This is a genomic window from uncultured Virgibacillus sp., from assembly GCF_947495635.1.
Lineage (GTDB): Bacteria > Bacillota > Bacilli > Bacillales > Amphibacillaceae > Virgibacillus > Virgibacillus salarius.
On record NZ_CANMAB010000030.1, the window covers coordinates 1 to 21,008 of the forward strand.

Annotated in this window: 26 protein-coding genes and 1 pseudogene; 10 read left to right on the forward strand and 17 right to left on the reverse strand. The window is 35.5% G+C overall.

Features of this window, described 5'->3' with window-relative positions:
• Positions 1 to 95 precede the first annotated feature (95 nt).
• The 8 genes from Q1A47_RS08730 to Q1A47_RS08765 form a co-directional block, all read right to left on the reverse strand.
• Positions 96 to 1,331, reverse strand: a complete 1,236-nt coding sequence (locus tag Q1A47_RS08730) for a dicarboxylate/amino acid:cation symporter (protein WP_026680715.1) — start codon at positions 1,329 to 1,331, stop codon at positions 96 to 98.
• A 311-nt stretch (positions 1,332 to 1,642) separates the two neighbouring features.
• The gene (locus Q1A47_RS08735; protein ID WP_166530398.1) at positions 1,643 to 2,500 is read right to left on the reverse strand and encodes a DUF421 domain-containing protein; all 858 of its coding nucleotides are present in this window, start codon (positions 2,498 to 2,500) and stop codon (positions 1,643 to 1,645) included.
• Positions 2,501 to 2,527: 27 nt separating this feature from the next.
• Positions 2,528 to 2,728: a DUF1657 domain-containing protein gene (locus Q1A47_RS08740; RefSeq protein WP_026680717.1), complete on the reverse strand. Its 201-nt coding sequence runs from the start codon at positions 2,726 to 2,728 to the stop codon at positions 2,528 to 2,530.
• Positions 2,729 to 2,739: 11 nt separating this feature from the next.
• Entirely contained in the window at positions 2,740 to 3,090 is a 351-nt protein-coding gene (spoVAE, locus tag Q1A47_RS08745; protein WP_026680718.1) for a stage V sporulation protein AE, read from the reverse strand.
• A complete protein-coding gene (spoVAD, locus tag Q1A47_RS08750) occupies positions 3,087 to 4,103 on the reverse strand; it encodes a stage V sporulation protein AD (RefSeq protein WP_166530399.1) in 1,017 nt (338 codons plus the stop codon). The genes spoVAE and spoVAD overlap by 4 nt, the downstream gene beginning before the upstream one ends.
• Positions 4,103 to 4,582 carry a stage V sporulation protein AC gene (gene spoVAC, locus Q1A47_RS08755; RefSeq protein ID WP_026680720.1) on the reverse strand — a complete coding sequence of 160 codons (480 nt, stop codon included), beginning with the start codon at positions 4,580 to 4,582 and terminating at the stop codon, positions 4,103 to 4,105. The genes spoVAD and spoVAC overlap by 1 nt, the downstream gene beginning before the upstream one ends.
• A gap of 18 nt (positions 4,583 to 4,600) precedes the next feature.
• A complete protein-coding gene (locus tag Q1A47_RS08760) occupies positions 4,601 to 5,074 on the reverse strand; it encodes a hypothetical protein (protein WP_121605024.1) in 474 nt (157 codons plus the stop codon).
• Between the two features lie 73 nt (positions 5,075 to 5,147).
• On the reverse strand, positions 5,148 to 5,354 hold the full coding sequence (locus Q1A47_RS08765; protein ID WP_026680721.1) for a DUF1657 domain-containing protein: 207 nt from the start codon (positions 5,352 to 5,354) through the stop codon (positions 5,148 to 5,150).
• A gap of 169 nt (positions 5,355 to 5,523) precedes the next feature.
• On the opposite strand from Q1A47_RS08765, the gene Q1A47_RS08770 reads away from it, so the two are divergent.
• Positions 5,524 to 5,970 (forward strand): hypothetical protein, encoded by a 447-nt coding sequence (locus Q1A47_RS08770; RefSeq protein WP_026680722.1) that lies wholly within the window; start codon positions 5,524 to 5,526, stop codon positions 5,968 to 5,970.
• A gap of 380 nt (positions 5,971 to 6,350) precedes the next feature.
• Here Q1A47_RS08770 and nfsA read toward each other — a convergent pair whose 3' ends face one another.
• Positions 6,351 to 7,100, reverse strand: coding sequence for an oxygen-insensitive NADPH nitroreductase (nfsA, locus tag Q1A47_RS08775; RefSeq protein ID WP_026680723.1), 750 nt, complete (start codon positions 7,098 to 7,100; stop codon positions 6,351 to 6,353).
• Between the two features lie 554 nt (positions 7,101 to 7,654).
• A complete protein-coding gene (locus tag Q1A47_RS08780) occupies positions 7,655 to 7,798 on the reverse strand; it encodes a hypothetical protein (RefSeq protein ID WP_161629267.1) in 144 nt (47 codons plus the stop codon).
• 74 nt (positions 7,799 to 7,872) lie between these two features.
• On the opposite strand from Q1A47_RS08780, the gene Q1A47_RS08785 reads away from it, so the two are divergent.
• The 6 genes and pseudogenes from Q1A47_RS08785 (at position 7,873) to Q1A47_RS08810 (ending at position 13,354) form a co-directional block, all read left to right on the forward strand.
• Positions 7,873 to 8,010 (forward strand): hypothetical protein, encoded by a 138-nt coding sequence (locus Q1A47_RS08785; protein WP_299631706.1) that lies wholly within the window; start codon positions 7,873 to 7,875, stop codon positions 8,008 to 8,010.
• A gap of 168 nt (positions 8,011 to 8,178) precedes the next feature.
• The gene (gene glp / locus Q1A47_RS08790; RefSeq protein WP_026680725.1) at positions 8,179 to 9,444 is read left to right on the forward strand and encodes a gephyrin-like molybdotransferase Glp; all 1,266 of its coding nucleotides are present in this window, start codon (positions 8,179 to 8,181) and stop codon (positions 9,442 to 9,444) included.
• 512 nt (positions 9,445 to 9,956) lie between these two features.
• The gene (locus Q1A47_RS08795) at positions 9,957 to 10,376 is read left to right on the forward strand and encodes a YwpF family protein (protein ID WP_309299804.1); all 420 of its coding nucleotides are present in this window, start codon (positions 9,957 to 9,959) and stop codon (positions 10,374 to 10,376) included.
• 165 nt (positions 10,377 to 10,541) lie between these two features.
• Positions 10,542 to 11,909, forward strand: a complete 1,368-nt coding sequence (locus Q1A47_RS08800; protein ID WP_051388302.1) for a TrkH family potassium uptake protein — start codon at positions 10,542 to 10,544, stop codon at positions 11,907 to 11,909.
• Positions 11,910 to 11,934: 25 nt separating this feature from the next.
• Positions 11,935 to 12,081: a hypothetical protein gene (locus tag Q1A47_RS08805; protein WP_161629268.1), complete on the forward strand. Its 147-nt coding sequence runs from the start codon at positions 11,935 to 11,937 to the stop codon at positions 12,079 to 12,081.
• Positions 12,069 to 13,354, forward strand: a pseudogene (locus tag Q1A47_RS08810) (bifunctional diguanylate cyclase/phosphodiesterase). The gene Q1A47_RS08805 and the pseudogene Q1A47_RS08810 overlap by 13 nt, the downstream one beginning before the upstream one ends.
• Positions 13,355 to 13,408: 54 nt before the next feature.
• Here Q1A47_RS08810 and Q1A47_RS08815 read toward each other — a convergent pair.
• From Q1A47_RS08815 to lepB, 4 genes are all read right to left on the reverse strand, one after another.
• The gene (locus tag Q1A47_RS08815; protein ID WP_080668658.1) at positions 13,409 to 13,528 is read right to left on the reverse strand and encodes a YjcZ family sporulation protein; all 120 of its coding nucleotides are present in this window, start codon (positions 13,526 to 13,528) and stop codon (positions 13,409 to 13,411) included.
• A gap of 172 nt (positions 13,529 to 13,700) precedes the next feature.
• Positions 13,701 to 14,843, reverse strand: a complete 1,143-nt coding sequence (locus Q1A47_RS08820) for a S1C family serine protease (RefSeq protein WP_026680728.1) — start codon at positions 14,841 to 14,843, stop codon at positions 13,701 to 13,703.
• Positions 14,844 to 14,877: 34 nt separating this feature from the next.
• Positions 14,878 to 16,035, reverse strand: coding sequence for a DUF2116 family Zn-ribbon domain-containing protein (locus Q1A47_RS08825; protein WP_026680729.1), 1,158 nt, complete (start codon positions 16,033 to 16,035; stop codon positions 14,878 to 14,880).
• Between the two features lie 348 nt (positions 16,036 to 16,383).
• Positions 16,384 to 16,908: a signal peptidase I gene (gene lepB, locus Q1A47_RS08830; protein WP_026680730.1), complete on the reverse strand. Its 525-nt coding sequence runs from the start codon at positions 16,906 to 16,908 to the stop codon at positions 16,384 to 16,386.
• Between the two features lie 183 nt (positions 16,909 to 17,091).
• Between lepB and Q1A47_RS08835 the strand changes: the two genes are divergently transcribed.
• Complete coding sequence (locus Q1A47_RS08835; protein ID WP_080668659.1) at positions 17,092 to 17,265, forward strand: aspartyl-phosphate phosphatase Spo0E family protein; 174 nt, start codon at positions 17,092 to 17,094, stop codon at positions 17,263 to 17,265.
• Between the two features lie 30 nt (positions 17,266 to 17,295).
• Here the strand turns inward: Q1A47_RS08835 and Q1A47_RS08840 are convergent, their stop codons facing one another.
• The gene (locus tag Q1A47_RS08840; RefSeq protein ID WP_026680732.1) at positions 17,296 to 18,453 is read right to left on the reverse strand and encodes an aminotransferase A; all 1,158 of its coding nucleotides are present in this window, start codon (positions 18,451 to 18,453) and stop codon (positions 17,296 to 17,298) included.
• Between the two features lie 115 nt (positions 18,454 to 18,568).
• On the opposite strand from Q1A47_RS08840, the gene Q1A47_RS08845 reads away from it, so the two are divergent.
• On the forward strand, positions 18,569 to 18,715 hold the full coding sequence (locus Q1A47_RS08845) for an FbpB family small basic protein (RefSeq protein ID WP_080668660.1): 147 nt from the start codon (positions 18,569 to 18,571) through the stop codon (positions 18,713 to 18,715).
• Between the two features lie 235 nt (positions 18,716 to 18,950).
• Here the strand turns inward: Q1A47_RS08845 and Q1A47_RS08850 are convergent, their stop codons facing one another.
• Positions 18,951 to 19,862 (reverse strand): DMT family transporter, encoded by a 912-nt coding sequence (locus Q1A47_RS08850; protein ID WP_166530402.1) that lies wholly within the window; start codon positions 19,860 to 19,862, stop codon positions 18,951 to 18,953.
• A 239-nt stretch (positions 19,863 to 20,101) separates the two neighbouring features.
• On the opposite strand from Q1A47_RS08850, the gene Q1A47_RS08855 reads away from it, so the two are divergent.
• Positions 20,102 to 20,377, forward strand: coding sequence for a hypothetical protein (locus Q1A47_RS08855; RefSeq protein ID WP_166530403.1), 276 nt, complete (start codon positions 20,102 to 20,104; stop codon positions 20,375 to 20,377).
• Between the two features lie 100 nt (positions 20,378 to 20,477).
• Here Q1A47_RS08855 and Q1A47_RS08860 read toward each other — a convergent pair whose 3' ends face one another.
• The gene (locus Q1A47_RS08860; protein WP_121605027.1) at positions 20,478 to 20,954 is read right to left on the reverse strand and encodes a YkyB family protein; all 477 of its coding nucleotides are present in this window, start codon (positions 20,952 to 20,954) and stop codon (positions 20,478 to 20,480) included.
• Positions 20,955 to 21,008: the final 54 nt, after the last annotated feature.

Genomic DNA, 21,008 nt, shown 5'->3' on the forward strand with positions numbered 1-21,008 from the left:
AAGCAGTAGCTATTATTCCATAATAGCTACTAGAGAAAGCGTAAATCTGAGCATGTAGTGATAAGGACTGAGCGAATATTGCTCCGTTTTTCTTATTAAGCAGTTGATGCTTTTGCTTTTTCCATCCAATCTTTTCCTTCTAATTGTCTTGTAACAAGCATACTTGAAACTGTGTCACCTGTAACATTAACCATTGTGGCTGGTGGATCGACAACGACACCGATGGCCGATATAATTGGTAAAGCCTCCATAGGTAGTCCGTATAAGGTAATAATCATCATCTCACCCATAAAACCACCACCAGGAATACCACTCATAACAATTCCTGATAACAAACAGATACCGATTGCTGTTAAGAATGTATCTATACCTGTAAAGTCCTTATTAAAAACACCAAAGACAAAGGAAATTTTTAACATCGCAGAAAGGCATGAACCATCCATATGTATAGTTGCTCCTAGGGGAAGTATAGTCTCCCTAATATCTTTTGGTACGCCAATTCGTTTAGCTGCCTGTAAATTCACAGGAAGCGATGCAATACTACTACCAGTACCTAAAGAGGTAGCTGCAGGGGATAAAATGTTCTTCCAAAATCGAACGGTTCCTTTTTTGCCACCAGCTATAAAGGCGTATAGTGTAAAGCCAATTACAAAATAAAGGAAGGAAACCGGATAATATATAATGACAGCTTTTGCATAGTCACCAATCAGGTCTGCTCCAAATTCACCAACTAAAGCAGCGAAATAAGCGCCTAAACCAATAGGAGCATAATACATGACTAATTGTATAATTTTCATAAATACTTCAGAGCCACTTGTTAAGAATTTCGAGAATGGGCGACCTTTTTCTCCTGTAATACCGGTTGCTACGCCGATTAAAACAGAAAATATAATGAGTGCAAGCATGTTTTCACGAGAAAATAAATCTACAAAATCAGGTACGGTAAATGTATTGACGATCTGTTCAGAAAAACTCATTTCTTCTACATTATCTGGCTCCATAAGTGGAATATCAACACCTGAACCAGGCTGGAAAATTACTGAGGCTGTAAGCATAAATATTGATGCGATGATACCAGTAACAATAAATATTGTAAGCATAGAACCCATGATTTTCCCGAGCCGTTTCATACTATCCATGCTGGCAATCGCAGATGATATGGTAAAGAAAACGAGTGGAACAACAATCATAAATAATAAATTAATGAATAAGTCACCCAATGGTTTAATTACCGTTGCCTCTTTACCAAATGCAAGACCAATAATAGAACCTATAATGATCGATGATAGTAAAATAATGGGAAAACGATAGGCCTTCAATTTGTTCCTCATGTTACTCAGTCCCTTTCGTATATAATAAAGATAACTACTTTATCCCGTGTATAACTGGCAGTAGGTCCCTAAAGTGAACCCAATATGATAAGTGAGGGATCGTCGACTGCCAGTAAATGTCCGATTAGTTCAAAGGCCTTTAGGTCATACCCTTGTGGTACTAACTATCAGTGTGGGATAAAGAAAAACCCCACGGATTGAAGTTTCACTTTTTATTTTACACGAAAAGCAACCGCAACAAAAGGAAATCGGTGGCTGGACAATAAAGATACACCCCGCCTTACACATAAGTACGTAAAGGGGATGTATAATTAGATGAGATATGGATTAAGTAAATCGATAGCTTGCTGAAGTTTTTTGCTGTTTTTTTCGTAAAGTTGTTTCGCATGTTGATTCTCAGTTGCTAATGCAAAAAGCTCGAGGTCAGCTTGACATTTTTTCATGGTTGCCATAAGTAAAGGTTTTTCTGACGGCTCCGTCACAGCAAGCAAATCGTCATATAAATCAAGGTATAGCTGTCCGTCATTATCCGCTTGCGCCAGAAATACATTTTCTATACTAACATTTTGTTTATCAAGTTCAGTCTCCAACCAGTTGACACTTAAGGATAAGTTGGCAAGAGGTTCTAACAACATTTCACCATCCATAATAACCGTTTGAGGTTCTTTTTCAGGCGCCAGCTTTAATCCTAAATCTTTTGCTGTTAGAGGTTGGTTTTCTTTTTTAGGAAGAACACTTAAAGAACCGGACGGTTCAAGTACAGCAAATTCAACATCAGATGCAAGAAAAACATTATTATCCCTTAATTTCTCTAAAAGATCATCTGTCGAATATCCTTCCTTTTTAAGATTATCTTCCATAATTTTTCCATCCTGAATCAAAACAGTGCTGCTTCCCTCTGTGAAGTTCCGAAATCGTTTACTTTTTAAAGAAATATACTCTACAGTTAATGGTACGATAAACCAAATAAACATGGACAGTATAGCATAAATTAAGTTTGCGTTTGGATCAATCGTGTGGATGGCAACTATTCCTCCAAGTACGATACCGGAAATATATTCAAACACATTTAATTGTGAGATTTGTTTCTTCCCAAGCCATTTCGTCATAAAAAACAAAATGATCAGTAGAGAAAATGACCGTATGATCACAATAACCCATTCTGGCATCGGTTATCTATCCTTTCTTATTACAGATTACTTGTATTGTGGCTCTTCTTTCGTAAGTTGAATAACGTGCTGTTGCAAATCTCTTTTTATTTCAGTTATTAACTGCTCTACTTGAAGGTATCTTTGCTGTGCCTCTTGTTCCGTTGTTTTTTCTGATAATAGATGCAATGTAGCCTCTATACTTTTTATAGAAGAAAAACAGCCTTTCACCTGAGAACCTACTGTCATTCAATACCCTCCTAACCTTTTGGTTTGAAAATTATGGCACCGATAACACCAAAAATAATTGCAGCTGAAATACCAGCGCTTGTTACTTCAAACATCCCAGTTACAACTCCAACTAGACCGTGGATTTCTGCTTCTGCCATTGCTCCATGTACCAGTGAATTCCCAAAGCTTGTAATTGGTACAGTAGCCCCTGCACCAGCAAAGTCGATTAATGGTTCATAGAGTCCAAAACCGTCTAAAATTGCCCCGGATACAACCAATATAGTCAATGTTTGCCCTGGATTTAGTTTTAGAACATCGAGTAAGAGTTGACCAACTACACAAATTAGACCTCCGATTACAAATGCCCAAAAAAAGATCATGAAACATCACTTCCTGCTTCTATTGATACTGCATGCGCAATACAAGGTATTGGATCATTTTGTTGGATACTTAGTGGTGAATGAAGCGCACCAGTTGCTACAACTAATATGCGTTTAATTTCACCCTTCTTCATTAAATTAAGAAAATGACCATACGTTACAATGGCTGAGCAAGCAGGGCCACTAGCTCCAGCTAGAACGGGTTGACCTTCCCGATAAATGGTTAATCCACAGTCAACATATTGGTCTTCATGGATGGTTACGCCTCTTTTCTGCAATAAGTCCAAGGAGACTTCTCTACCGATATGTCCTAAGTCACCAGTAATAATATAATCATAGTAGGAGGGGGCGATGTTCCGTTCTTTAAGATGTGTTTCAATTGTATTTACTGCTGCTGGTGCCATGGCTCCACCCATATTAAACGGGTCTGTCATTTCCATATCAACAATTTTTCCTATAGTTGCGGAAGTAACAACTGGACCTTGACCATGTTGCGCGAGTAATGCACATCCCGCTCCTGTAACTGTCCATTGAGCAGTTGGCGGTTTTTGTCCTCCATATTCGGTAGGGTATCGGTATTGTTTTTCTGCAGCTGCATTATGACTTGAAGTTCCGCTTAAGATATAGTTTGCTCCTTTGGCATTTATGATCATAGCTGATAATGCAAGGCTCTCCATAGAGGTAGCACAGGCGTTAAAAATTCCCAAGTAAGGAATGCCGATCGTTTTTGCAGCAAAGCTACTAGGTGTAATTTGGTTTATCAAATCACCACTAATAAAAAATTCAACTTGTTCTTTTTCGATTTTGCTCTTTTTGATAGCCATTTGACAAGCTTCTTCCATTAATGCTTGTTGTGCTTTCTCAAAGGAATCTTGCTTTAGCCACATATCTTCATGTAGTAAATCAAAGTCATTCGCTATATTACCATTTGCTTCGAACGGTCCGCCGACCGTTCCAGTAGCAATAATGACAGGAGTATTAGCAAACACCCATGTTTGGTGTCCAGTCAGCATTATAATCCACCCCACTGAATGAGAATGGTTTTGATGAGGGCAATTACAAATGCAGAAAAGACACCATAGACAATAACCGGTCCAGCTAATTTCAGCATGTTCGTACCTACTCCTAGGATAAATCCTTCAGTTCGGTGCTCAATTGCTGCTGAAATAACAGCGTTACCAAACCCTGTAACGGGTACGGCAGAACCAGCCCCAGCAAATTGACCAATTCGATCATAAAATCCAAATCCAGTAAACAACATCGTAATAAAGATCAGAGTTGCTACAGTGGGATTTCCTGCAGTTTGTTCCGTGAAATGAAAGTAATAGATATAAAAAGTGGAAATGATTTGACCTATAAAGCAAATGATTCCACCTACTAAAAAGGCTTTTACACAATTTTTTAATATGGGTCTTTTCACTTCCCTCTCTTGTTGGAAAGCTTGATATTCCTGAGCATCAGGCGGTGTATTTTTTTTCGTTTTATCTGCCATTCATTATCCCTCATTTCCTCATGTCTGCTCTTTGGAGAATTCAATAAGCTTTTTCAATTTCCTTTCCAGCTTTTTCTTACTATAGGATTTGGATTGAATAGATTTCTCTAATTTTTCTAATTCCATAACAATTTTCTTATCTGTCGAAAGCTCGACTTTTAAGTCTTTAAATTCCTTTTTCATCTGTTTGGTTAGTTGTTCTCTTATCTTTCCCAGTTGAAATCGTTTACCATGCTGTATTTCTATCGCAATTAGCATATGTTTATCTGTATTAACTGCCTTTACTGTAGTTATTTCCTGGTAGTGACTAAGTATTTCTTTCGCTCTGTTTGCATGATGTTGACTTACAGATGAATTTGTCGATATTTTTGTTAAATCTATGTCTCCATTCGGTTGATTGGTCGGTGGCTCTAAAGCAGAGTCATTACCACAACCAATTAATGTAATTAGTAAGAAACTTATCATTAAATTTCTAGCCCATCTCCATTGCATTTAATCACCCATTTCATTTATCGAGCTAAAAAGGGAGGCTGGTAATTCCAGCCTCGAAATAGTTAATTTCTTCTTAAAACCCTTTATATTGAGGCTCTTCCTGTTCTATTTGCTTCACTCTAGGCTCTACACTTTGTAAGATAGCCATTGTTTGTTGTGCAGCATTTTCATATAGCTGTTTTGCTTGCTTGTTTTCAGTTTGTAGTGCAAATTGTTCAAAACTGGCTTGGGCACTTTTAAGACCTGCTATGGTTTGTTTAACTTGGCTTGATACAGTCATACAGATCCTCCTTTGTGATATCATCATTAGTTAGAATGAGGATTTCTAGAGGTAAATATACGATGGATATTTTTCCTATTATAACCAGTTATGAAAAATTATTAAAAATTGAAACATTATTAAGGGGTAAATCGTCTTATATGTAAGAGGTTTTGTGGGAGGATTTCATGTGAAGAAAATCATTGTTATTTTATTGATGATTGGTATTTTTTTACTCTTACTTATTTATAGCGACTTTAGGAATGCAAATGCAAAATTAGTGGAGGATATAACAGTAAGTAAAGAGATGGATGATTTTATTTTACATATACGAATTGAAAACACACAAGAAGGAATAGAAGTTTTTCGATCATTACAGTATATTGGAAATGAGGAGGTAGTTGTACATCATCAGTCCCCCTTAATATCTGTATCTATGGATCATAAAAATCATGATTTTACTGGTAGTCCTGTAAATAGAACGCTTAAAAGCGGAAATGTATACATACCTCAAGATCCAGATATATTTCCGATACCAAGAAGTGAAAAAATGACAAATATATATTTTGAAGCACGTTTTAAAGTCAATGGAGAGTGGAAAGTGATTGATCATGTTGAAGAACTTCATTTTAACTAGAGACTGGAACAAAATAATTTTATTTACTTAAATAGGTTCTATCATTGCTCCATCAGTATACAACCTTCCTGGGGCTCACCTACAGTTGGCGCCTTTCCCCGTGGGATAAGGAAAACTTCGACAGCGATACATCGCAGAAAAAGCGCTCTTCTTTAAAAATCTACGTATTTTTGACTGCGCTTCATATTAATATTTATTCGAACTATTTTAGTTTCGTTCCACACCCTAGTTATATACATAAAGTGAAACTACAATCAGTGGAGCTTGTTTCCTCCACTGATAGGAACCAATCGGACATGTACTGGCAGTCGATCCCTCACTTATCATATTGGGTTTCACTTTAGGGACCTGCTGCTAGTTATATGCGGGATAAATGAAGCTCATTGTTTGTTTACATTTTTCATTTTCAAGAATGGAGCAACATCCATTCGAATCGGGTTTGAAAATTTTCTCACCATTTGTTCTGTCCATGTATCTTTGCGCTTATTCTGCGTCCGTATCTGATAATAATCGTGAAGCTCTTGATCGAACTGTTGAATAAAAGGAAGCTGTTTTTCTATCTGTAAGTAAGTATTATGATGGTAAACGGCTTCGTATGGTAATCTTGGCTTTAATTCAGGCTCTTGGTCTGGATATCCAACGGCTAATCCGAACAATGGTATTACTCTTGGAGGTAGCCTCAATAAATCGTTTACTTTTTGAACGTCATTGCGTAAGCTTCCAAGAAAGCAGATTCCTAAGCCCAGGCCTTCGGCAGTAATTGCCGCATTTTGTGCAGCAAGCGCTGCATCAATTGTCATGACAATAAATTGTTCAGAGCTTTCCAAGCTTTTCTGCATAGCCAGCCTTTCTTCATTGCTACCAATTTGCTCCACGCGATGTAGATCACCACAAAAGACAAATAGGTGTCCATTATCTTTTACGTAGGGTTGTCCAGAGATTTCTGCTAGTTGTTCTTTTATGCTTTCATCAGTGATGCCAATTATCGTATAAGCCATAACATGACTAGAGGTGGATGCTTGCTGTGCGGCTGTCACAATTGTTTGAATTTGTTCTTCTGAAAGTTTTTGGTTTTTAAACTTACGAATAGACCGATGACTCATGATTGTGTCGATTGCTGATATTGTCATTATCATTCTCCTTTATTACTGTGAATTAATTTCTAAAGTGATGGTACTCATTGATAGATCATCTAAGGTAGTTTGTTTTATTAGCTCTGGTTCTTGAAAATTAGGTTTTAAAACAGATAAGGTTTGATTATCTTCTCATTTAGCATTTTTTAATGGTCATATAAAAGGAAGAATATCTTCACCACTAGTATTTGCTAATGATACTATTTCCCAGCTTTCAACGTCAATAACTACGATATTTGATACTGGAAGAGGAGGTGTATCCCGTTGAAATACAAACAGGTCTGTGAATGAATAGTCATAGCCTTTGCTAAATCGGATATAAGGTATGCTTTATGGTTCATAGCTGGATTAAAAATTAAATAAGAGCACAAATCGTTGGTACAAGAAAATTCGAGCAGGTAGATTGGTTTTGCTAAATCAGTGAGCGGAATCCATTTTCTCCATAGCTGATTTTGGGTCGCTAGATGTATGTAAATATGATCTTAATATCGGGACCAATTGAAGATTAATGGTTATTTTCTCATTCTTTAAGTAAAGCTCTATAAATTCTTCTACATCTTTATTACTATTTCTTCCAAGAATGCGGCTCCGTTATTTTCTTGGTTTATTCCAGCATCTGCTCTTTCAATAACAGGTTTGTCATCGCTACATGAGGTAAGTAAAAGCATTAATAGGAACAATATACCCTTCTTCATAAGAACACACCTCACCTGTTTTTTACCATTATACAATAAAGTGAAACTTCAATCCGGGGGGGGTTCACCTCAGATTGTTAGTACCACAAGGGTATGAGCTAAAGGCCCTTGAACCAATCGGACATTTACTGGCAGTCGATCCACACTTCCCCAAATTGGTTTCACTTTGTTTCTTGAAATGGGGATCTTACTGCCAGTTATATGTGAGGTAAACAATCAAAAAGTATATATAAGTTCAATCAAGACGATTTTTATTTCTTTGCTTTACATGCTGGATATATTGTTTTGGAATTGTGCGTGCTTCACAGATCGTAGGCTATATCAAAAAATTACTATTTTTGGTACACTAGCTTTATATAAAGGGATAAGGGGAGAAATGTATGGTGAAGCCTAGAAATCCTATTATGGTGGATGAAGCAATTAACAAAGTAATGAGACATAAATGGGAAGCTGAGACGGAACTTGTCTCACTTGAAAATTGTGACCTTCGTCGGCTTGCAGCACCATTTATTGCAACACATAATATACCCTTCTTTCATAAATCTCCTTATGACGGTTTTGCTATTAGAGCAGAGGATACGAAATATTCTACAGATGAAGATCCGGTTGTTTTTGAAGTTATCGACTATATTGGAGCTGGACAATTACCCAGAAATGAATTAGGTGAAGGACAGGCAACAAGGATTATGACTGGTGCAAAAATCCCGCAGGGAGCTAATTGTGTTGTTATGCTTGAAGATTGCTACACCTATCAAAAAGACGGTATTCATTATATGGAATTAGCCAAAAAAATGGAAGAAAATCAAAATATTATTAAAGAAGGCTCTGAATTAGCTAAAGGAACTTTGCTAGTAGATCGAGGAGCAATCATCAATCCAGGTATAAAAGCTTTATTGGCAACGTTTGGGTATCATCAAGTGGAAGTGATAAAAAAACCACTTATTGGTGTTATTGCGACAGGGACGGAACTTCTTGAGCCAGATGAAGACCTGGAAAGTGGAAAAATATATAATTCGAATGCATATATGATATTATCACAAATCAAACGAGCTGGGGGAGATCCTAGCTATTATGGAAAGCTTGATGATGATGTTACTTCCAGTTATTCGCGAATCAAGCGTGTACTTCAAGAAGTAGACATTTTAATCACGACAGGTGGTGTATCCGTTGGTGATTTTGATCTTATGCCAGAGCTTTATAACATGCTAGGTGCAACTACCTTATTTAATAAAGTAGCGATGAGGCCAGGAAGTGTAACAACGGTAGCGGTGAAGGGAAAGAAACTTTTATTTGGACTATCTGGTAATCCATCTGCATGTTACGTAGGTTTTGAATTATTTGTGCGACCAATGATTAGAGGGATAATGCATCAAAAAAATGTTTGTATGAAACGTGTCAAAGCAAAACTAGATGATGATTTTCCAAAAATGAATCCATATACTCGATATGTGAGAGGACAACTAAGCTATCAGGGTAGAGAACTATATGTACAACTTGCTGGGATAGATCATTCAAATGTGGTATCTTCACTAGCGTATACTACATGTCTGATAGAAATACCGGGCGGAAAAGAAAAATACGAAAAAGGCGATGAACTAGAAGTTCTATTATTGGAAGACATGGAGGGTCAAGCGAATTTTCGTTAATATAAAGGGGGGAGGCAATGTCGTGATTAATTATGGAGGATCGATTTGGAAGACCACTTAAAGATGTAAGGATTTCAGTAACGGATCAATGCAATTTACGCTGCACATATTGTATACCAAAAGGAATTTTTGGTGAAAACTAAAAATTTCTATCAACGACTGAATTATTATCATTTGATGAAATTGTATTGATTGATAGTAGAGCGATTTGCACGAATTACGGTGGGGAACCGCTGTTTTTCCTGCGTAATTTGGCTGACAATATTATTGCGAGCACTCGGGAAACAGTTTTACAATTTCGGTTATGCCCGGTGGAGTGAAAAGAATTGTCTCAAATGATCCTAGAACATTATCTAGGAACATCACGGAACGTCCAAGTGATTGAGATCTGATGCAATGAAATAAACGCATTTATGAAAAATTCCACAAACGAGTTGCAACAGCTTGTATATTATTTAAATGAATCAGAATGGATAGGCTGAAAATTAATTCCTTAATATACTATACGAGGAGTGGTATCGTTGAAAACTTTTAAACTAAAATTATTAAATGTGATGGAAGAAAAGGATGGAGAAATCATTCCACATCGGATTCCATTGATAGATGGTTTAATTATTAATCGGGAAGATGATAAAAACCAATGGACAGTAGAGGCTTACGTTGAAAGCTCATACATGCCATATTTTGAACAATTAAGTAAAAATAAAGATGAGATATTAATTCAGGTTAAAATTACAAAAGAAAGTAATGATACAGCGACATTTATCACTTCTATCATAGGTATGAATGAGATCGGCTCAAACATGAATGTGTTATTTTTAGGTAATATTGTAGATAGAAGAAAGGCAAATATTGAATCAATGCTAACTACGTTAATTGAAGAAGGATATCAAGGTAAAGAACTATTAAAGAAATTTAAAGAAATTACGTGATAAAAGTTAATCAAGCATTGGTGAAGTTTTAAAATTTGCGAAAATTCGGGTCGCGAACTTTTTTGAATGAAATAGGCGCATTTATCTACAGCGCCTGCTATAATATGAATAGGATTTTTAGTACATATGGATGTAAACACCAGAGCAAACAAGGAGTAATTACATATGCAATACCAAAAGACGACAGCGATTCGCTGGGCAAATAGGCTGTCACCAGTTCAAATCTTATTATTATTTTATTTTTTTGCCGTGTTACTATCAACGGTCATTATGTCCTTACCAATCGTTTATAAAGATGGAGTAGATATTCCGTTTATTGATATTCTATTTACAGCCGTCAGTGCACTTAGTGTCACTGGTTTGAGTTCCATTACAGTTGCAGATACGTTAAGCACTACGGGAATTATTTTACTCGCAGCAATTCTACAGCTAGGTGCTGTAGGAGTTATGGCGATTGGGACATTCATTTGGCTTTTACTAGGAAAAAAAATTGGTTTGAAAGAACGTCGATTAATTATGACAGACCAAAATCAAACGACATTTGAAGGAATGGTTCGTTTGATTAAGCAAATTGTTTATGTACTGTTAACGATTGAATTTATTGGATTTATTGTATTAGGAACGTATTTTTTACAATATTTTGATACAGCTAAAGAAGCGTATCTTCATGGGTTCTTTGGTACGATAAGCGCCGTATCAAATGGTGGATTTGATATAACGGGTTCGTCACTAATTCCATTTAAAGACGATTATTTTGTACAATTTATTAATATGCTATTAATTATTTTTGGGGCGATTGGTTTTCCTGTATTAATCGAGGTAAAAGAATACATATTTGCTAAGCCAGATATACGAAAACATATTCGTTTTAGCTTATTTACAAAAGTTACTACCACCACATTTCTTATCCTTATTATTATTGGTGCTTTTTTCATGTATCTATTGGATATTACTAATTTTTTCGTCGATAAATCATGGCATGAAGCATTCTTTTATTCGCTTTTTCAGTCAGTAACGACAAGAAGTGGTGGACTAGCAACAATGGATGTCAGCCAACTTACGGAGCAGAACCATTTATTTATGTCTTTATTAATGTTTATTGGTGCCTCACCAAGCAGTGCTGGAGGAGGCATACGTACAACTACATTTATTTTAGTTGTAATTTTTATCATTACATACGCTAGAGGCGGGAAGAGTATTCGTCTATTTAACAGAGAAGTGTATGATGAAGATTTACTAAAAGCTGTTACCGTAACTTTAATGGCACTAATTTTAGTATTTACATCTGTACTGGTTATTTCAATTGCTGAACCATTTTCAATAACACAAATTATGTTTGAAGCAACATCTGCTTTTGGTACAGTAGGTCTTTCACTAGGTATTACAAGTGAATTAACTTCATTTAGTAAGGTTGTTCTAATGATTTTAATGTTTATCGGCAGAGTAGGTATCATTACATTTTTATTTATGTTTAAAAATAATAAAAACAGTGGTAATTATCATTACCCGAAAGAAAAATTAATTATTGGATAAGTTGTCAGTTGGGAGAGAATGATATATGTCTAAGCAGAAGCGTTTTTTGCCAATCCCTCATCGTATTTTAGTTAATTTACAAGAAGCTATCCTAATTACGAACAAGAGTGGAATAATCTTAGCCGGAAATGACGCTGCTTATACGTTACTTAAAATAGAATCGGATATTTAGCATTTTATGATGAGCTAACGGACTTACCTAATAGACATTATTTTTCAAAAGTACTGAATGAAGCAATTGAGCGAGCTACCAGCCGAAACGAAGTTTTGGCAATCTACTCCTTTGATTTGGACTACATTAAAGAGCTTAATGATACACTGGGTTATTCTGTAGGTGATAAATTAATTAAAGCAAGTGGAGAAAGATTAAAGGGGTTTATTGAAGCAAACACATTTATAGCTCGCCTAAGTGGCGATATGTTTCTCGTTTTACACTATGGAATAGATACGAAGGCATCCATTAATAAATTTGCAGAACGATTAATCCATTGCTTTCAAGACCCAGTAAAAATAAATGATTGTGAAATCTATACTTCAATAAGCATCGGCATTAGTCTTTTCCCTCAAAATGGGCTTACTGCTGATGACTTAATTAAACACGCTAACTCCGCATTGCTTTCAATAAAAGATACATATCGTAATTGCTATAAATTATTTGAAACCTCTATCTCTGAAAAGTTCAAGTCACTTCTTACTATGGAAAATCAACTGAGAAAAGCGATAATTGGCGGCCAATTTGAGTTGTATTATCAACCGCAAGTCGATTTTACATCTTCACGAATTATCGGAATGGAAGCATTACTGCGATGGCGACACCCTGAAAAAGGTTATATATCCCCACGTGATTTTATTTCGATTGCAGAAAAAACGGGCATCATTATAGATATAGGTGAGTGGGTTCTCCATGAAGCATGTAGGCAAAACAAAAAATGGCAGGATGAAGGACTTACACCTATTGTTGTAAGTGTGAATCTATCTGCCGTGCAACTTCACCAAAAAGGGTTTGTGGGAAAAATCAAAAAAATCCTAAATGAGACAAACTTAGATGCAAAATATCTAGAATTAGAAATAACGGAATCCATGGCAATGAAAAATGAACAATCGATATTGGATATTTTGCAAGAACTTAGATCAGAGGGGATTTTAGTTGCTATTGATGATTTTGGGACAGGTTATTCCTCATTAAAATCTTTAAGCTTATTTCCATAACTAAATTAAAGATTGATAAAATGTTTATGAATAAACAAGATGAGAATCGACTGATTGTGAAATCAATTATTCAACTATCGCATTCTTTAAATATGAAAGTTATTGCTGAAGGTGTTGAAACGAAAGAACAGTTTACCTTTCTTCAACAAGAGAAGTGTGATGAAATGCAGGGGTATTTTTTTAGCAGGCCAGTACCTGCCTATCAATTAAAAGAAATGCTTCTTAACGATAATTAAAAGAACAACAGCTTGCGCCAAGAGAAGAAAGATGGCACAAGCTGTTGTTTTGGTTTAGCAATAAAATGCAGCACCTACGATAATCAATAGAATAAAAAGCACTACGATTAATGCAAAGTTGCTACCATATCCTCCACTAGGATAGCCGCAGCCTCCGCCATATCCGTAACCCATTATTTCACCTCCGATCTTACAGTTACACTATATGCGATCGCGGAGAAAATGGTTTGGACTTTTACCTAGTTATAACGGATTTCTAATAGTAATAAGTCCGATCTATCCCCAATATAACTGGCAGTAAGCCCTCTGGGGGATAAACAAAACTCCCGCTGATTGAAGTTTAACTTTATTCCTTTGTTTCTGTTGCTGTAATACTAGTAATTTTAATTTGATCATTTTCATATTTTGTAGTAAACGTATAGGCATAAGATGTTTTGCTAGCTTTTTCTTCCTCTTTAGATCTTTTTTCAATGGTGACGGAAGCTTCAATTTGAACTTGATTATTGTCTGCTATAGTGCTTTTTAATTCTGAAAATTTCACGTTTATAAAATCAATATAACCCTCTCGAAATTGCGCGTAGGAGGACTTAGATTGCATCTCACTACTTAATAGTGCGTAAGCATTAACGTAATCTCTAATTTCAATACTCTCAAGGAAATAATTAACTAAATACTCTGCATCCTCTTGAATCTGATCGGGGTCTTTAGAACTAATAATATCTGATGTGCTTGCAAAATCCAGTTTATCCGTTTGAGCTTCGTGTGACCATTGGTCCATTTCATCAATTACTTCAGTGATTGGGATACTAAATCCTATCGTGCCGTCTTTAGTTCCAACTGAATTAATCCCAACAACATGACCTGTTTTTCTGTCAATTAATGGACCGCCACTATTCCCATCTGTAATTTGAGCAGATATTTGATATACATTATTATAATTAAATCCATCCACCGTAAAATTACGTTCTTTTCCAGAAATAATACCTAATGTAACAGTATTTTGAAAACCGTGTGGACTACCTAATGCAATAACTTCATCACCTATTTCAGAAGGCGATTCTTTTTCGACTTCCATATATTGACCTGCAAGCTGTGGAACACGAATGACAGCAATATCTGTATCTTCACCAATCCCAACAACCGCAGCTGGATAAATTTGCGCATTGGCAGTACGAACATAGATTACATCAGCATCTTTAATTACATGGGCGTTGGTAATAATGTCCCCACTTTTATTATATACGAATCCTGAGCCTGTAATGGTACTATCTTCATTTTGTCCCTCAATCTGAATTACATTTTTTTCAGCTTCATGAATGATTGATTTTAAATCTAAATCTTGATTACTTGTAGTTACTTTATTTATGACAGGATTACTAATCGACATATCTTCGCTTTGCCATTTTTGGTAAATAAATATCATAGCTATGATACCAATAATAAGTACAAGACCTGATAGAAGATATGTCGAATACTTTAGTTTCGGCACTGCATTGTTCACCTCGCTTGAATGAGCCTCTTAATTAATCGGTATACCAAGTTATTTTCTCAACATCCGTTTCTACATCTTTGGCTTTATAGTCGATATCAAAATGAGTGAATTCAAAGTTTCCAGACTCATCTGGATATAATTCATCAGGATATACGTAAACGCCATTTGTTAATAACTCATGCCCATCCTTAGTTTGAAGTCTATACTTAACCATGATGGAATTAACAGGGATGGTTGCCACACTCTTAACCTTCCCTTTAACTACAAGATTACCTTGATCATCACTAGTGGTTTTTATGGATACTAATTCAACCGCATCATTTTCATTTACTTGCTGTTCTTTCGTAGCAGAGGTCATAGCTTGTTCGATTCTTTTTTGCTGGGCCGTTTCAAAACTCACCTGCTCCTTATCAATCGTTGTCTGTAAACTTGTTAATTTCTCTGACTTAGGAGCATATTTTAAGCCATCCTCAACAATTAATTTCGCATCATTAAATTGTTTTTTATTTAATTGCTCATTGGCCCTTGTGTACGTATAATTAATTATTTGGTCTCTAATATCTTTTGTAATTGGTTCAGCTTCCTCAGTGTCGATAGAAGCAGCGTCCCAAAGTAATATTTTTAATTGATCAATATTCGGTTCCTTTTTTAAAGATTCTGTTACTTGCTTTAATTTAACAGCATTTCGATTAGCTGCAATCTCGTCAATTAATTGGTTTATCGCAGGCCCATCAAAGTCTTTTAGCGTGTTTTCTGTATTATTGATAAGATCGAGCGCTGCCTGATATTTTTTTTCTTTAAGAAACTGCGTTGACTCTTCTAATGAAGCTCTTATGGATAACGCATGATCCATAAATTCAAGTGAATGCTGTGCTTGATTAAAATTATGCTTATAGTCAATCGCTTTCTGAAAGAGCTCTTTAGCTTCTTGATATTCCGCATTTAGAACCTTCTCTTCACCCTTATTGTATAAGTCCTTTGCTTTAGCAGTTCGAATTTCTAACGTAACATAGAGTAAGACGATAGAAAGCAATACACAGCCTGTGACAATCGCTGGTAGCTTCCAAAATTGCTTGCCTACTTTCTTTTTCACCCGGTTAAACCTATCTTCTGGTAGTTTCTTGCCACATTTAATACAATAGCTCTCATCTTCTTTAATTGATGTACCACAGTACGGACAATGGAGCATTTAAATCACCTGCTTTTATATGAAACAGCTTCTGTTTTCATTTAATTAGTAATAGCATTATTTTATCATATTTTGACTTTTCTTAGGTAATAGAAATTGGTATGATAAAGTGGAAGTATTCCAATAATAAGATTAACTAAGTTATGTTACATAGGAGCTTTTTGGAGGGGGTGCGGTACATATGGAAATCGATATGGGAGCTGTCTTCGGTATTATTTGTTTTGTTATTATTCTGTTAAATATTGGTTACTGTATCTTTGATGCAGAAAAATAAGTAATTAATGGAAACTTCAAAAAAGATCAGACGAATCGTCTGATCTTTTCCCATACACTACGTTATATTATTATTTATCTGGTTAAGGACCATTGATCGAAAGGGAAAATGATAAATTCAGAGCGGCCTATAATTTCATTTTCTTCGATTAATCCCAAGCCATTTCGGCTATCCTTACTTATTGCTCTATTGTCTCCCATAACAAAATAGTTTCCTTCAGGTATTTCCACTGGTCCATAATTACCTGACTGACGTTGTGCTTCTTCATTTAAAAAATTTTGTTCGTATTTATCACCATTAATATAAAGGTTACTTCCATTAATTTCGATTGTCTCGCCAGGAAGTCCAATAATACGTTTCACATAATTTTTTAATGGTCTTTCGATAATAACAATGTCCCCGCGTTCTGGTTCATCAAGAATATAGATTATTTTATTAAAGATTACTCTTTCACCGTTTTGGAGAGTGGGGTCCATGCTTTCACCTTCAACAATAGACGTTGCAAAAATAAACGTTCTTAAAAAGAAAGCAATTAAAATTGCAATAATGATTGCCTTAACCCATTCCAACCATTCATTTTTCTTTTTTGTTTCTGCCACCGAAGACATCCTTTCCAGAAAACATTACACTTATTATAGTAGCATAGTGGACAAAACTAAGCGAGTAAGAGAATCTCTACAAATAAAATAGCTTGTGTTATATAGCAAGAAAAACTTGTCAAATTCTGTAATGCTATGCTACAGTAAAATAAACCAAAAGGAGGAGGTATCACTGCGATCATAATGAGTACAACAGACAATCTTCTTAAAAGAATTGAATTTCTGCGTAATAAAATGACGGAGGTTGCATTGGAAAAAGGGTTTACCAATCTTGAATCAGTTGCGCTTAGTCAAGAATTGGATAGGCTCTTAAATCTTTATGAGAGCATGAAACACCCTGATGCACATGAAAAATAGAAATTATAATGATGTAATTATAGGAACGGTTTATAAATACGTCTGAATAAAATCCTCCAATCTATCCAGTCCTTTTTGTAAGGTCTTTAATTGATATGCATAGGAAATGCGCATATATCCTTCTCCTAGTTTAGAAAAGCTATTACCTGGTACTAGCGCAACCTTACCTTTTCTTACTAGGTCCAATCCTAATTGGAATGAGCTTATTTCTTTTATCGGAAATTTTGGGAAGAAATAAAATGCTCCTTCAGGCCTCTGGACACTAAGCCCCATGTTGTTCAATCTCTCTTGTACATAATCTCTTCGCTGCTGATAAGCAGATCGCATTTCGCTTGAATCGTCTATTCCATATGTTAAAGCCTCTAATGCAGCATACTGGCTAATGGAAGAAGCGCAGGAGACATTATATTGATGAACCTTTAGCATCTCCGAAGCGATCCAATCGGGTGCTAATACGTAACCAATTCGAAACCCAGTCATGGAGTGGGATTTTGATAACCCATTAATAACAATGGTTTTATCTCTTATCTCGGAAAATCTAGCTATGGAAATATGTTGGCTGTCATATACTAATTCACTATATATTTCGTCTGCTAATACAAACAGTTCTTTATCTTTCAGTATGGAGACAAGTTGTTGCAATTCTTCTGTTGAGAATGAAGCCCCAGTTGGATTAGAAGGATAGGGCAAAACAATACATTTTGTTTTTTTTGTTATATGCTTAACAAGCATATCTTTAGTAACTTTAAAGCCTGTTTTAGTTGTATCCATATAAACCGGACTTGCTCCAGCTAAGCGGATTAACGGTTCATATCCAGGGTAAATTGGTCCAGGGAGTAATACCTCATCTCCTGGATTCAATATGGTACGAAAAGCAATATCAATCGCCTGAGATGCACCTGTTGTAACAATGACTTCATTTTCAGGATTATAGCTAATCGCGTACTGCTTTTGATTAAACACAGCTATGGCTCGACGAAGTTCAATAATACCTGCATTATGTGTATAGGTTGTTTTGTTTTTATGTAAGGAATTTACCGCTGCCTCCTTAACGTGATCGGGTGTATGGAAATCTGGTTGTCCAATGGTTAACGATACAATATCTTTTTCATCTGCTACCATATTAAAAAATTTACGAATCCCTGATATTTCTATTTCTTTTACATTTTTATTAAGTAGATGTTGCATAAAATTACCTCCAAGGTGAATTAATTAAATTGTTAAAAAATATTTAAAAATTTGTGATCTAGTTTACAAGAATTTACGGTATACTCTTGTTGACAGTATAAAAGGAGTGTATCACATGCGACCAAAAACGTTAAATTTTGAGCAGTTAGTTAAACAAAATAAACAAGAATTACTAGACGATAAGAAAAGCATTTCTCAGATAGAAACTAGATTAGAAATGAAACAGATGAAATTAGTCCAAAACAAGAGGAAAAAAGCTTGATCTCTATTTTGTCTAGGTAAAAGAGACCGAGACAAAAGAATGAAGAGAAATAATTAAAAACGAACGATAAGGTACCGCCCCCCTGAAGTTAGAGTAAAAAATCTAATTTCAGGGGGCGTTTTTGTGGCTAAATAGCGAAAGAGCGTATATTTTCACGGTGCGGCGATGATTCTCCTATTGATCATATGATTATTCGTATTTTGAGTAAAGAAGTTGTGTTTTGTCCCAGCCTCTTTTATGATGTACCAGTTTTTCGTAAAAGGTTGACCGCCTTAGGTTGGTTATTTAACTGAATAAAAAGAACAGCCCCCAAAATACAAGCCATCCCAATCGATTGGATGATAGAAAACGTCTCTTGAAATATTAATATACCTATCAATGTAGCTACAACTGGCTCAACTGTTGATAAAATAGATGCTTTGGAAGCTTCTGTGTGGTTAAGTCCATGTGTATAAATAATATAAGCGAAAGCAGTAGGTAAAAAGCCTAATCCAAGTGTGTAGAAAATCACCTCGGGGTACATGAGTAATTCCCATTTTTCCTTGTAAGGAAATAGAGGTGATAATGCAATTGCAGCTATGATGAACGTATAAGTAGTTATGCTGAGACTAGAGTATTTTCGAAGTGCAAACTTGCTAAATATACTATATAAGGAGTAGCCAAATCCAGCACCTATACCAAAAATAATTGCACTTAGAGATACAGCATTTAGATTAAATGGTATGACTTCTACTACGAGACAAGTTCCAATTAATGTCGTTAGAAGAGCCATAAGCTTCCCTTTCGTAATGGGCTCTTTGAAAAATAAAAAGGATAATATCATTACAAATGCAGGGGCGGTGTATAATAATGCTGTAGCCACAGGAATGGTACTTAATTCAATCGCTGTAAATAGGCAAAAATTAAAGAAAGTAATGCTTAAAATACCAGTTCCAAGGAAATACCTTATATCTTTCAAGGATTTAAGCTTTAGTTTGTTTCGGAAAAAAAATAATAAGTAAAGAAAGAGCAATAGGGCTGTTGACCATGCTCGTAAAATTACTACCTCCATAGGTGTGAAGCCAAACGAATAGAGGTTTTTAACATACCAACTGATTGTCCCCCATAAAGCAGCACCGGTGATAATATATAAATATGCTTTTTTCAAATACAAATCACCCCTCTATAGTTGTCAATTTAGCCCATTATATCAAATTTAATAAATGTTCTGTGAGAATTTTGTGTAGAAGGTAATTTCTTAGGGATGAATAAGGATGTATAGTTAAAAGAAGAGTAGGATAGAATGCTACTAATCTATGGAAAGAAGAAAGGGACGATACAATGTTCATCCTTTATATAGAGTATGATATGCATCGATTGCAATCAATAATAGGGGAGGGTAGCTATTTGTTACTATTCCTGATCGTTCTAGGAATAGGAATTTTATATCGTTTCGTAAACATATTTATTCAGTGGAATATGCGGAAACGTACATATATGCTTCTGTCGTACATCGGAATTAGTTTAGGTGTTTTTACAGTATGTTTTAGTATTCTTATAACTACAGGTACATTAGACAAATCTACATATGCATATTTATCACTACTGTTACGAGCGTTATCCATTTTTGGTATTGTGCTAATCTTGTTCTCGGCAGGAAAACGATTATTTTCACATAAATAAAGCAGTAGAGGATTGCCGCTACTACTTGAAAAGGGTGTATAAAGCGTATAACTGACTTGTATTTGTATGGAATAGGATATTATGAGGCTAAATATTATTTCTAATTTCGGTGTGATTTACTTGGCGGCCATTCCATTTTACCCAATGAAGAAGGAGTGAAATATGTAGAAGCAGAAGAGTGTTTCTTTTCATAGTTTCTTTTCTTATTTTCCGGCTTCCAATTAATATAACGATAAATGACTTTTTTCGCTTGTGATAATGACATTTTCGCTTGAGGGTTCCGATAATTTTCGTCTAATGATCCAAGGTGCTCTAAATTCTTAAAGTCTTTTTTGGTTGGCGGAATATGGAAATAATAGTTAGCTACTTTAACAAGAAGCGTTGAATGTTGATTACTAAATTTAGGCTGTTTAGAAAAATGAAGTCCGACTTTATTAGCTCGTTTTTCAGAGAGTAAGCGACTTATAGTTTCTTTTTTTATATCGTAGAGGTGTTTCGGGTCAGGAGCTGTTTTAGCATGCCGATTAATCGTATAAAGTGCTTTTGCAAGTTCTTCTAGTTGTTGTTTGTTTGTCATAGTTAGGCTCCTCCTTTGCTCCCGTTCTTAAATAGCTTGTCTATATCCTATCGC